Here is an 11,481-nt window from a genome sequence, read left to right on the forward strand (position 1 = left end):
GCCATCGTGACCTCGCCCACACATCAGAGGAGGAGCGATGCCCACTCGAGACACCCCGTGGCCGGCCGGGACACCGTGCTGGATCGACTACGCGGCCCGCGACATCGAGGCGACGAAGGAGTTCTACGGCCGGCTGCTGGGCTGGACGTGGTCCGGCGGCGAGCCGGAGTTCGGCGGCTACACCAACGCCGAGAAGGACGGACGGCGGGTCGCCGGGCTCGGCCCGCTCATGGGCGAGGACGACCAGCCGTCCTGGACCACCTACTTCGCGACCGACGACGCCGCGGCGACCGCGACCAGGATCCGGGAGGCGGGGGGCACGGTGCTCGTGGAGCCCATGGAGGTGGGGCCGTCGGGCACGTTCGCCATCGCGCTCGACCCGCAGGGCTCGGCGTTCGGGCTCTGGCAGGCCGCCGAGCACACCGGTGCCCAGCTGGTCAACGAGCCGGGTGCGCTGGTCTGGAACGAGGCCGCGGTCGCCGACCCGGACGCGGCGCAGGCGTTCTACACGGCGGTCTTCGGCTTCGCGTGGGACCCGGTCGAGGGCATGGCGCCCTACGCCACGTTCCGCACCGACGACCGTCCGCTGGGCGGGCTGGGGAGGACCGAGCCCGGGCTGCCGAGCGGCTGGGCGGTCTGCTTCGCGGTGAGCTCCACGGACGAGACGGTCGCCGCCGTCGAGGCCCAGGGCGGCAAGGTGCTGCACCCGGCCGAGGACACCGAGTTCGGCCGGTTCGCCGTGGTCGAGGATCCGTGGGGCGCCGCGTTCTCGGTGATGCAGATCTAGGAGGGAACCTGGCCGTAGGCGTGCTCGGGCCGGAACCGGACGACCAGCCGCCGGTCGGCGACCATCGCCGCCCGGTACTCGTCCCAGTCCGGGTGCTCGCCCGAGACGCCGCGGTAGTAGGCGACCAGCTCCTCGACCGTGGCGTCGTGCGGGTCCGCGGCCACGGGCGTGAGCTCCGCGGTGCCCTCGACGGCCACCCACGTCCAGAAGTCGCGAGAGGTCACGTGCAGCGTGACGCGCGGATCCCGGCGCAGGTTGCCGGTCTTCGCCCGGGCGTCGGTCACCGAGACCCGGATCAGCCCGTCGTCCCAGGCGTAGCCGACGTTGGACAGCTGCGGCCGGCCGTCACGCTTCAGGGTGGCCAGCACCCCGGCTCGGTTGCCGGCGACGAACTCGAGCATGCGCAGGTCCAGGGTCATCGGCTCACCGCACCCGGCCGCGGGCCTTGAGCGGGATGGCCGGCAGCGGCGGGGCCTCGAGCCGGTCGCCGTCGAAGCCGACCACGGTGCCGAAGCGCTCGTCCTCGGCGTTCCACTGCTCCGCGTACCGGGAGATCTCCTCACCGGTTCGCCCGACGAAGTTCCACCACATGACCAGCTGCTCCTCGAACGGCTCGCCGCCGAGCAGGAGCAGCGTCGCCGGCTCGTCCGCGCGCAGCCGCACCGTCCGCCGTCCGGTGCCGAGGTAGACCATCGAGCCGTGGGCCAGCGGCGCCCCCTCGACCGTCGCCGACCCGCCGGCGGCCAGCACCGCGTGCTCGAAGTCCGGCTCCAGCGGCACCTCGACGTCGGCTCCCGCGGCCAGCCGCAGGTCGACGCCGACGAGCGGGGAGTAGGCGGTGCCCGGCGAGGTCGCCCCGCCGAAGGAGCCCATGAGCACCGTCGTGGTCAGGCCGTCGGAGGTGAAGCCCGGCAGCGTCGCGTGGTGCTCGAAGTGCGGGGCCACCTCGCGGTGCGCGTCGGGGAGCGCCACCCACAGCTGGGCGCCGTGCAGGAACCGCGGGTGCACGGCCGGGGACTGCTCGGAGTGCGCGATGCCGTGCCCGGCGGTCATCAGCGCCAGCTGGCCGGGGCCGAAGGTGACGTCGCTGCCGACCGAGTCGCGGTGGTGCACCTCGCCCTGGAGCAGCCAGGACACGGTCTGCAGCCCGGTGTGCGGGTGCGGCGCCACCTGCATGCCGGGGGAGGAGGTGACGTCGTCGGGGCCGTAGTGGTCGACGAACGCCCACGCGCCGACCATCCGCCGGCCCAGCGTCGGCAGCAGCCGGCGCACGGAGGTGCTCTCGCCGAGCAGCACCTCCTTGCCGGGGAGGAGGTCCAGCGCAGGGCCTGCGGCGGTCACCTCGAGGCCGCCCATCTCGCGGGCGGCCGGACGGCGATCGAGGTTGCTCATCGGATCCCCCTAGTCGTCCTGGCCAGTCTCGCCCCGGACGTCGTCGTGCGGAACACGTCGGCCGTAGCTCGCCGGGATCGCGCCCAGGCGGCCGGCCTGGAAGTCGGTGAAGGCCTCCATGACCTCCTGCCGGGTGTTCATCACGAACGGCCCGTACATCGCGATCGGCTCGCGGATCGGCAGCCCGCCGAGGACCACCACGTCCAGCGCCGGCGTCCGCGACTCCTGGTGCACGGCGCCGTGGATCGTCACCGTGTCGCCCGGGCCGAGGACGGCGAGCTGCCCGGTGCGGACCGGTGCGCCGTCGATGCCCACGGAGCCGGCCCCGGAGAGCACGTAGACGAGGGCGTTGAAGTCCGGTCGCCAGGGCAGGTCGAGGGTCGCGCCGGGGGAGACGGTGGCGTGCACCATGGCCATCGGCGTGTAGGTGGAGCCCGGGCCCGTGTGCCCGGCGACGTCGCCGGCGATGACCCGGAGCAGGGCGCCGGCGTCCGCGCTCGCCAGCAGCACCGACTCGTGGGCCCGCAGGTCCTGGTACCGGGGTTCCACCCACTTCTGCGCGCGGGGCAGGTTCACCCACAGCTGCAGGCCGTGGAACAGGCCGCCGCTGACCACCAGGTGCTCGGGCGGCCGCTCGATGTGCAGGACGCCGCCGCCGGCGGTCATCCACTGGGTGTCGCCGTTGCTGATCGTGCCGCCGCCACCGTGGGAGTCGGCGTGCTCGAAGGTGCCGTCGATGATGTAGGTGACCGTCTCGAAGCCCCGATGCGGGTGCCACGAGGTGCCCTTGGGCTCGCCCGGCGCGTACTCGACCTCGCCCATCTGGTCCATGTGGATGAACGGGTCGAGGGCGCGGAGGTCGACGCCGGCGAAGGCCCGGCGGACCGGGAAGCCCTCGCCCTCGAAGCCCGAGGGTGCCGTGGTGACCGTCCGGGTCCGGCGACGGACCGTGCGCGGCTGCGGGAGCGGGACGCGCGGCAGGGTGGTGGTGTCCTCGACGGTCACGGCAGGCATGGCAGCCTCCTTGGTTGAGGTCTCAACTAGTGGCCACCGTAACGGCGCCGGCCGCCGTTGTCTTCCCCCGAGATCTGCGCACTCGTGGCGTCCTGCCCGCGGAAAGGCCCGACTGCGCAGATCTCGCGGGGAAGGGAGGCGGCCGCGGTCCCCGGACCTGCGGCTTCGACACGCGCGCGCAACACTGCCGATCTAGGTTCGGCTCATGGCGGACCTCTTCGACGGCTACCCCCTGGGTGGGCAGTGGGACGAGATGTTCGGCGCGGCCGGGGAAGCACGCCCCGCCTACGCCGGGCTGTTCGCCTCGCTGCAACCGATCGACGGCGAGGAGCTGGCCGCGCGCGCCGACCTGCTGAGCCAGACCTACCGCGACGCCGGCGTCACCTTCGCGCACGCCGGTGAGGAGCAGCCGTTCCCGCTCGACATCGTGCCGCGGGTGATCGGCGCCGACGAGTGGGACGTCATCGAACGCGGCGTCGCCCAGCGGGTGCACGCGCTGGAGGCGTTCCTGGCCGACGTCTACGGCGCCGGCCAGGTGTTCACCGACCGCGTCGTCCCGCGCAGCGTCGTCACCACCAGCGCGCACTTCCACCGCCAGGCGCACGGGCTGGTCCCGCCCAACGGCGTGCGGGTGCACGTGGCCGGCATCGACCTGGTGCGCGACGAGGCCGGCGACTTCCGGGTGCTCGAGGACAACCTCCGCTCCCCGTCCGGCGTGAGCTACGTGATCACCAACCGGGCGGCGATGAGCCAGGTGCTGCCCGAGCTGTTCGCCGACCACCGCATCCAGCCGGTCGACGACTACCCGACCCGGCTGCTGGCCGCGCTCAAGGCCGCCGCGCCACCGAACGTCGCCGACCCGACCGTCGTCGTCCTCACCCCGGGCGTCTACAACTCCGCCTACTTCGAGCACGCGCTGCTGGCCCGCCAGATGGGCGTCGAGCTGGTCGAGGGCCGCGACCTGGTCTGCGCCGGCAACCAGGTGAGCATGCGGACGACGGACGGCCAGCGCCGCGTCGACGTCATCTACCGGCGGATCGACGACGAGTTCCTCGACCCGGTGCACTTCCGGCCCGACTCGGTGATCGGCTGCGCGGGCGTCCTCAACGCCGCGCGCGCCGGGCGGGTGACGATCGCCAACGCGGTGGGCAACGGGGTCGCCGACGACAAGCTGCTCTACACCTGGGTCCCCGACCTGATCCGGTACTACCTCAACGAGGAGCCGGTGCTGCAGAACGCCGAGACCCACCGGCTGGACGACGAGGACACCGTGCAGTGGGTGCTCGGCGCGCTGGACCAGCTGGTGCTCAAGCCGGTCGACGGCTCGGGCGGCAAGGGCATCGTCATCGGCCCGCGGGCCGACGAGAAGACGCTGGAGGAGCTGGCGGTGAAGGTGGCCGCCCGGCCGCGGGACTGGATCGCGCAGAAGCCGATCGGGCTGTCCACCTGCCCGACCCTGGTCGGCGGCCGGATCGCCCCGCGGCACGTGGACCTGCGCCCGTTCGCGGTCAACGACGGCGACAAGGTGTGGGTGCTGCCGGGCGGGCTGACCCGGGTGGCGCTGCCCGAAGGGGAGCTGGTGGTCAACTCCAGCCAGGGCGGCGGCTCCAAGGACACCTGGGTGCTCAGCCGGCCGCGGCAGAGCGCCGACGTCCCGCCCGAGCCGGACCTCACCACGATCGAGTTCACCGCCGCGGACCTCCCCGAGGAACCGCCGGCGCAGGACCCGGGCCCCCTCAACGACAACGCGCTGGCCCAGTCCCAGCAGCAGCAGCAGCAAGGGAAGGACGCCGCATGCTGAGCCGGATCGCGGAGTCGCTCTTCTGGATCGGCCGCTACGTCGAGCGGGCCGACGACACCTCGCGCATCCTCGACGTGCACACCCAGCGGCTGGTCGAGGACCCGTGGATCGACGAGCGCCGCGCCTGCGCCAACCTGCTCGCGCTCATGGGCACGCCGGTCCCCGACGACGAGGCCGACACCGAGCGGGTGCTGGCCACCCTGGCCTTCGACCGGTCCAGCCCCAGCTCGATCGTCGGGGCGCTCTCGGCCGCCCGGGAGAACGCCCGGGGGGCCCGCGAGGTGCTCAGCGCGGAGATCTGGGAGTCGCTCAACGTCACCCACAACGCGCTCCCGCAGCAGCGCACGATGGCCCGCCGGTACGGCCCGCACTCGCTGTTCCGGTTCGTCCGCGAGCGCTCGGCGATGGTGTTCGGGCTGGCCGACGCCACGATGAGCCGCGACGAGAGCTGGCTGTTCCTCATCCTGGGCCGCTCGCTGGAGCGGGTGGACATGACCTCGCGGATGCTCTCCACCCGGGTGCTGGCCGGCGACGCCGCGCCGTCGTGGACCCTGGTGCTCCGCTCGACCGGCGCCTACGAGCCCTACCTGCGCACCTACCGCGGCGTCGTCGACTCCAGCCGGGCCGCCGAGTTCCTGCTGCTGGACCGGCTCTTCCCGCGCTCGGTGTTCGCCTCGCTGGAGCAGGCCGAGGCGTGCCTGGCCGAGCTGGAGCGCTCGCCGGTCCGCGACGCGATCCGGATCGGCGTGGCCGGCGAGGCGCACCGCATCGTCGGCCGGGCCCGCACGATGCTCGAGTTCATGAGCACCCCGGAGCTGCTGGCCCAGCTGCCCGCCCGGCTGGAGGAGCTGCAGCGCACCTGCTCGGCGGCGAGCGCAGCCGTGACGCACCGGTTCTTCACCGAGCAGGCGCCGCAGGTGTGGGTGCCGGAGGAGGCAGGGTGAGCCCGACGCAGGGGCAGGTCCAGACGACGTCGCCGGTGCGGTCGCCGGGTTCCCGGTGGCGGCTGCAGGTCGTGCACCGCACCCGGTTCTCCTACAGCGGCCCGGTCCGCTCGTCGTACAACGAGGCGCGGCTGACCCCGGAGAGCAGCACCCGCCAGACGACGCTGCGCTCCCGCGTGGAGATCGAGCCCGCGGCCAGCGCCTACGCCTACCGCGACTACTGGGGCTCCACGGTCACCGCCTTCGACCTGCACACCCCGCACGCGGAGCTGGTGGTCACCGGCACCTCGATCGTCGAGGCCGGCCCGGACCTGCTCAACCACGACCGGCTCGGCTGGGCGGCGCTGGGGTCCCGCGAGGTGCGCGACCAGTTCGGCGAGCTGCTGGCGCCCACGGCGCTCACCGCCGTCGACGAGGACGTCGTCGCCGCGGTCCGGGACTTCGTCGGCGGCGCGCACCCGCACGAGGCGGGCCCGCTGGTGTGCCGCTTCGTGCGCGACTCCATGGAGTACCTGTCGGGCTCGACGAACGTGAAGACCAACGCCATGCAGGCGTGGCGGTCGGGCAAGGGCGTCTGCCAGGACATCTCGCACGTCACCGTGGGTCTGCTGCGTGCCCTCGGGCTGCCGGCCCGCTACGTGTCCGGCTACCTGCACCCGAAGCCGGACGCCGCGATCGGCGCCGCGGTGACCGGCGAGAGCCACGCCTGGGTGGAGTGGTGGGACGGCGGCTGGAACGGCTTCGACCCGACCAACTCCGTCGAGATCGGCACCCGGCACGTCACGCTCGGCCGGGGCCGCGACTACGGCGACGTGCCGCCGTTCAAGGGGCTGTTCAGCGGGCCGTCCAGCGAGGGGCACGCCGTGACCGTGGAGGTCACCCGCCTCGCCTGATCCTGCTTTATCGCGGGAAAGCGGGACGGCGGATACTGGTCGGCGATGAGCGCACCCCTGAACCTGGTCAACTTCGAACGGGTGCACAAGGCCTTCGGCACGACGGTCGTCCTCGACGACGTCTCCCTCGGCCTCGCCGCCGGCGAGCGGATCGGCGTCGTCGGCCGCAACGGCGGGGGCAAGTCGACGCTGCTGTCGCTGCTGACCGGTGCCGACGAGCCCGACTCCGGGCGGGTCACCCGCCGCGGCGACCTGGCGATGGGGGTGCTCGACCAGCTCGGCACCCTGCCGGCGGGGACGACGGTGCGCGACGTCGTCCTCCCGGAGTCGATGTTCGCCGCCGAGCACGAGTGGGCCGCCGACCCCGCGGTCCGCAGCGTGCTCGCCGGGCTGGAGCTGGACCGGATGGGCCTGGACGCCCCGGTCGCGCCGATGTCCGGTGGCGAGCGCCGCCGGGTGGCGCTGGCCGCGCAGCTGATCCGGCCGCTGGACCTGCTGGTCCTGGACGAGCCGACCAACCACCTCGACGTCGAGGGCGTCGCCTGGCTGGCCGAGTACGTGCGCGGCCGCGCCGGCGGGCTGGTGGTCGTCACCCACGACCGGTGGTTCCTCGACGAGGTCTGCACCACCACGTGGGAGGTCGCCGACGGGAACGTGCACTCCTACGAGGGTGGCTACTCGGCGTACACCCTGGCCCGGGCCGAGCGGGCGCGGATCGCCTCGGTCACCGAGGAGCGCCGGCTGAACCTGGTCCGCAAGGAGCTGGCCTGGCTGCGCCGCGGCCCGCCGGCCCGCACCAGCAAGCCGAAGTTCCGCATCGAGGCGGCCCAGGCCCTGATCGCCGACGAGCCGCCCGCGCGCGACTCGATGGCGCTGAAGGGCTTCGCCGCCCGGCGGCTCGGCAAGACCGTCTACGACGTCGAGGACGTCGACTACGCCGTCCCCACCGACGACGGCCCCCGCACCCTGTTCAGTGACCTGACCTGGCACGTCGGCCCGGGCGACCGGATCGGCATCGTCGGCGTCAACGGCGCGGGCAAGACCTCGCTGCTCAAGCTCCTCGTGGGCGAGACGCAGCCGGACTCCGGCCGGGTGGTGGTCGGGCAGACCGTGGCGCCGGCCTACCTCTCCCAGCACGTCACCGAGCTGCCCGGCTCGCTGCGCGTGGTCGAGGCGGTGCAGGACGTCGCCCGCATCGCCCGGATCGGCAACCAGGAGATCTCCGCGTCGTCGCTGGCCGAGCGGTTCGGCTTCGCCGCCAACCGCCAGTGGACGCCGGTCGGCGACCTCTCCGGCGGCGAGCGGCGGCGGCTGCAGCTGCTGCGGCTGCTCATGGCCGAGCCGAACGTGCTGGTGCTCGACGAGCCGACGAACGACCTGGACATCGACACGCTCACCGCGCTCGAGGACCTGCTCGACAGCTTCCCCGGCACGGTGCTGGTGGTCAGCCACGACCGCTACTTCGTCGACCGGGTCTGCGACAAGGTGGTCGCGCTGCTGGGCGACGGCTCGCTGGCCGAGCTGCCCGGCGGGGTGGACGAGTACCTGGCCCGCCGCGCCGCCGGCGGTGCGCCGCTGACCACGGCGGCGGGCGGCGGCTCCGGGACCGCGTCGGCACCGGCCCGCTCGGGGCCGTCGGCGGCCGACGCCCGCGCGGCGAAGAAGGAGGCGGCCAAGCTGGAGCGGCGGATGCTCAAGCTGGACGCGGACGAGAAGAAGCTGCACGAGGAGCTCGCGGCCGCCGCCGTCGACTACGCCCGGGCCGCCGAGCTCGACGCCCGGCTGCGGGCGCTGCGGGCGGAGAAGGAGCAGGTCGAGGAGGAGTGGCTGGCCGCCGCGGAGGTCGCCGAGGGCTGACGCCGGCCCGGCCGCTCCTGGCTCACCGTGAAGGGTCCTGGCTCACCACCGACGGTGAGCCAGGACCCTTCGTGATCAGGAGACCTGATCGTTCCGGCCGCCACGCGGTCAGGCGAGGGCGGCCTCGGCGCGGGAGCGCTGGATCATCCGGAGCCCGACGACCACGGTCGGGACGGCGCCGACCAGGGCGAACGCGGCGAACGGCAGCGGGGCGAACGCCATCGAGGCCGAGGCGACCAGGGCGGCGACGGCCGGCGCGAACAGCCACCAGCTGGTGACGCCGGCGCGAGCCAGGCCGGCGAGGACCACGAGCGGGCCGAGCAGGCCGAGCAGGGTCAGCGTGCCGACGACGGCCACGGCGGGGGAGCCGGAGACGTCCTCGAACAGCGCCAGTGCGGCGCCCGGCTCCAGGTGCCGGCCGATCGCGCCGGTCCAGAAGTCGTACAGCACCATGCCGGTCACGCTGACCAGGCCGACGGCCGAGAGCAGCGCGCCGGTGATCGTGGTCGCGCCGCCGCGCCGGCCGCGGACCAGCGCCGGAGCCGCGAGCCAGGCCAGCGCCATGACCAGGTTGCCGTAGTGCAGCAGCAGCGCCGACAGCGCCGTGCGGCCCTCGTCGCGGGCGAGTGCGGCGATGTAGTCGGCGTTGGCCATGGAGTCCTGCGGCGGGGAGGTCGCCATGCCCGCGACGTAGAGCAGCGAGCCGGCGATCAGGGCGCCGCCGGCGATCGGCAGCAGCCGGGCGCCGGCGCTGCGGGGGGTCGGGGCCGCGTCGGCGGCCGGGGGGACGGGCGGGGTGCGGAGTTCGGTCGTCATGGCCGGAGAAGCTAGGAACGGCGGGACCCCCTCGGCGTCCGCCGCCCGGGACCGATCGCCGTCCGCCGCGCGGGGGAGGCGGGAGGAGCCCGGCGTCCGTCGCGAGAGGGATGCCCGGGGGGCCACGCGGCCCCTAGCGTGCTCGCCATGCCCCGCTGGCCCGTCTCGTCCACCGGTCGCAGCCGCCTGATCTGGGCCGCCGTCGGTCTGGTGCTGGGCGGCATGTCCGTCGTCGAGACCGCGACCGACACCGTCTTCGACTACGGCATGGCCACCGCGCTGCCGGGGGTCGCCGTGGGCGTGCTGCTGGCGCTCAGCCCGCGGTGGCCGGCGGTGGCCGCGCTCGCGGGTTCCCTCTCCGTGCTCGGCAACTACGCGCTGGACACCCCCGGGCCCGGCGGCGCCCAGCTGATCGGCATGGGCGTCCTCGTGGGTCACGCCGCCGCGGTGCTGCCGGCCCGGCGCGGGGCGATGGTCGCCGCCGTCGCGGCGCTGGTGGTCGTGGGCTCGGGCTTCGCCTTCATCCCCTCGCCGTGGGAGGGCGTCTTCTACCTGCTGGTCGCCGCCGCCGCGTGGGGCGTGGGCGCGCTGGTCCGGCAGGTGCAGGCCCGGTCGCGCGAGCTGCAGGTGCTGGCCGGGCGGCTGGCCCAGCAGCAGGAGGCGGTCGCCGCCGCGGCCGCCGTCGCCGAGCGGTCGCGGATCGCCCGGGAGGTGCACGACTCCGTCGCCCACTCGGTGAGCGTCATGGTGCTGCAGATGGGCGGCCTGCGCCGGCTGCTGCCCGACCACCCCGAGGCCCAGGACGTGCTGCTCGGCCTCGAGCGGCTCGGTCGCGAGGCGGTCGACGAGATGCGCCGGGTCGTCGGCATCCTGCGGGAGGAGTCCGTCGGGGACCCCGCGCCGCAGCCCTCGCTGTCCCGGCTGGACACCCTGCTCGACGAGCTGCGCGCCGGCGGCATGCCGATCGAGCTGGTCGTCACCGGGGAGCCGGCCACGCTGCCCCAGCTGGTGGACGTCAGCGCGGTGCGGGTGGTCCAGGAGGCGCTGTCCAACGTGGTCCGGCACGCCGGTGCCGCGGCCACCCGGGTGGAGGTCGCGTGGAGCGGGGACCGGGTCGCGGTCACCGTCTGCGACGACGGCCGGCCTCGGGTGCCGGCGCAGCGCACCACCGGCACCGGGGTCGGCGGGCACGGGCAGCTGCACATGCGGGAGCGGGTGGCGGTCGCCGGCGGCAGGCTCGAGGTGGGCCCGGTGCGCGGTGGCGGCTACCGGGTGCGGGCGGAGTTCCCGGTGCCCGCGGCGGTGCCGGCGTGACGATCCGGGTGGTGCTCGTCGACGACCAGGCGATGGTGCGCACCGGGCTGCGCATGGTGCTCGCCGCCGAGCCCGACATCGAGGTGGTGGGGGAGGCGGCCGACGGCGCCGACGGGGTCCGCACCGTCACCCGGCTGCGCCCCGACGTCGTGCTGCTCGACGTCCGGATGCCGGGGGTGGACGGGCTGGAGGCGGCGCGGCGGATCCTCGCCGCCGACCTGCCCACGCGCGTCGTCGTCCTCACCACGTTCGACGAGGACGAGTACGTCGCCGCCGCGCTCCGGGCCGGGGTGAGCGGGTTCCTGCTCAAGGTGGCCCCGCCGGAGGACCTCGTCGCCGCCGTCCGCACCGTCGCCGCGGGCCAGGGGCTGCTCGACCCGGCGGTGACCCTGCGGGTGATCGAGTCCTTCGCCGCCGCGCCGGCCCCCGATCCGGCGCGGGCCGGCGCGCTGGCGCAGCTGACCGACCGGGAGACCGACGTCCTCGCGCTGGTCGCGGCGGGCCTGTCCAACGCCGAGATCGCCGCCCGGCTCTACCTCGGCGAGGCGACGGTCAAGACCCACGTCAGCCGCGTGCTGCTCAAACTGGCGCTCCGTGACCGGGTCCAGGCGGTCGCCTTCGCCTACGAGAGCGGGCTGGTCACGCCGGGCGGGTAGTTGAAGG

The 11,481-nt window shown here is 74.4% G+C and carries 11 protein-coding genes; 7 read left to right on the forward strand and 4 right to left on the reverse strand.

Annotated elements, in window-relative coordinates:
- Positions 1 to 37 precede the first annotated feature (37 nt).
- Complete coding sequence (locus tag DQ241_RS18195) at positions 38 to 787, forward strand: VOC family protein (RefSeq protein WP_113831615.1); 750 nt, start codon at positions 38 to 40, stop codon at positions 785 to 787.
- Here DQ241_RS18195 and DQ241_RS18200 read toward each other — a convergent pair.
- The 3 genes from DQ241_RS18200 to DQ241_RS18210 are packed head-to-tail and all read right to left on the reverse strand — an operon-like array spanning position 784 to position 3,193.
- Complete coding sequence (locus tag DQ241_RS18200) at positions 784 to 1,206, reverse strand: PPOX class F420-dependent oxidoreductase (protein ID WP_113831616.1); 423 nt, start codon at positions 1,204 to 1,206, stop codon at positions 784 to 786. The two genes, DQ241_RS18195 and DQ241_RS18200, sit on opposite strands and share 4 nt — an antisense overlap.
- Before the next feature lie 4 nt (positions 1,207 to 1,210).
- Positions 1,211 to 2,179, reverse strand: coding sequence for a pirin family protein (locus tag DQ241_RS18205; RefSeq protein ID WP_113831617.1), 969 nt, complete (start codon positions 2,177 to 2,179; stop codon positions 1,211 to 1,213).
- 9 nt (positions 2,180 to 2,188) lie between these two features.
- Positions 2,189 to 3,193: a pirin family protein gene (locus DQ241_RS18210; protein WP_113831618.1), complete on the reverse strand. Its 1,005-nt coding sequence runs from the start codon at positions 3,191 to 3,193 to the stop codon at positions 2,189 to 2,191.
- A gap of 205 nt (positions 3,194 to 3,398) precedes the next feature.
- Between DQ241_RS18210 and DQ241_RS18215 the strand changes: the two genes are divergently transcribed.
- Genes DQ241_RS18215 through DQ241_RS18230 form a run of 4 tightly spaced genes read left to right on the forward strand, consistent with a single transcriptional unit; the run spans position 3,399 to position 8,688 of the window.
- Positions 3,399 to 4,994, forward strand: a complete 1,596-nt coding sequence (locus tag DQ241_RS18215) for a circularly permuted type 2 ATP-grasp protein (protein WP_113831619.1) — start codon at positions 3,399 to 3,401, stop codon at positions 4,992 to 4,994.
- A complete protein-coding gene (locus DQ241_RS18220) occupies positions 4,988 to 5,938 on the forward strand; it encodes an alpha-E domain-containing protein (RefSeq protein WP_113831620.1) in 951 nt (316 codons plus the stop codon). The genes DQ241_RS18215 and DQ241_RS18220 overlap by 7 nt, the downstream gene beginning before the upstream one ends.
- Entirely contained in the window at positions 5,935 to 6,831 is an 897-nt protein-coding gene (locus DQ241_RS18225; RefSeq protein ID WP_199584714.1) for a transglutaminase family protein, read from the forward strand. The genes DQ241_RS18220 and DQ241_RS18225 overlap by 4 nt, the downstream gene beginning before the upstream one ends.
- 45 nt (positions 6,832 to 6,876) lie before the next feature.
- A complete protein-coding gene (locus DQ241_RS18230; protein WP_113831621.1) occupies positions 6,877 to 8,688 on the forward strand; it encodes an ABC-F family ATP-binding cassette domain-containing protein in 1,812 nt (603 codons plus the stop codon).
- A 108-nt stretch (positions 8,689 to 8,796) separates the two neighbouring features.
- Here DQ241_RS18230 and DQ241_RS18235 read toward each other — a convergent pair whose 3' ends face one another.
- On the reverse strand, positions 8,797 to 9,504 hold the full coding sequence (locus DQ241_RS18235) for a hypothetical protein (protein ID WP_113831622.1): 708 nt from the start codon (positions 9,502 to 9,504) through the stop codon (positions 8,797 to 8,799).
- Between the two features lie 147 nt (positions 9,505 to 9,651).
- Between DQ241_RS18235 and DQ241_RS18240 the strand changes: the two genes are divergently transcribed.
- Both DQ241_RS18240 and DQ241_RS18245 read left to right on the forward strand, forming a co-directional pair.
- Positions 9,652 to 10,818: a sensor histidine kinase gene (locus tag DQ241_RS18240; RefSeq protein ID WP_147252406.1), complete on the forward strand. Its 1,167-nt coding sequence runs from the start codon at positions 9,652 to 9,654 to the stop codon at positions 10,816 to 10,818.
- A complete protein-coding gene (locus tag DQ241_RS18245; RefSeq protein ID WP_113831624.1) occupies positions 10,815 to 11,474 on the forward strand; it encodes a response regulator transcription factor in 660 nt (219 codons plus the stop codon). The genes DQ241_RS18240 and DQ241_RS18245 overlap by 4 nt, the downstream gene beginning before the upstream one ends.
- The last annotated feature ends 7 nt before the right edge of the window (positions 11,475 to 11,481 follow it).

The sequence above is a fragment of the Blastococcus sp. TF02A-30 genome, assembly GCF_003319185.1.
In the GTDB taxonomy this organism is placed as follows: Bacteria; Actinomycetota; Actinomycetes; order Mycobacteriales; family Geodermatophilaceae; genus Blastococcus.

Bases quoted from the DNA above. Each gene is read 5' to 3' on its own strand.
- DQ241_RS18195 (WP_113831615.1), top strand. From the start codon at position 38: ATGCCCACTCGAGACACCCCGTGGCCGGCCGGGACACCGTGCTGGATC.
- DQ241_RS18200 (WP_113831616.1), bottom strand. From the start codon at position 1,206: ATGACCCTGGACCTGCGCATGCTCGAGTTCGTCGCCGGCAACCGAGCC.
- DQ241_RS18205 (WP_113831617.1), bottom strand. From the start codon at position 2,179: ATGAGCAACCTCGATCGCCGTCCGGCCGCCCGCGAGATGGGCGGCCTC.
- DQ241_RS18210 (WP_113831618.1), bottom strand. From the start codon at position 3,193: ATGCCTGCCGTGACCGTCGAGGACACCACCACCCTGCCGCGCGTCCCG.
- DQ241_RS18215 (WP_113831619.1), top strand. From the start codon at position 3,399: ATGGCGGACCTCTTCGACGGCTACCCCCTGGGTGGGCAGTGGGACGAG.
- DQ241_RS18220 (WP_113831620.1), top strand. From the start codon at position 4,988: ATGCTGAGCCGGATCGCGGAGTCGCTCTTCTGGATCGGCCGCTACGTC.
- DQ241_RS18230 (WP_113831621.1), top strand. From the start codon at position 6,877: ATGAGCGCACCCCTGAACCTGGTCAACTTCGAACGGGTGCACAAGGCC.
- DQ241_RS18235 (WP_113831622.1), bottom strand. From the start codon at position 9,504: ATGACGACCGAACTCCGCACCCCGCCCGTCCCCCCGGCCGCCGACGCG.
- DQ241_RS18240 (WP_147252406.1), top strand. From the start codon at position 9,652: ATGCCCCGCTGGCCCGTCTCGTCCACCGGTCGCAGCCGCCTGATCTGG.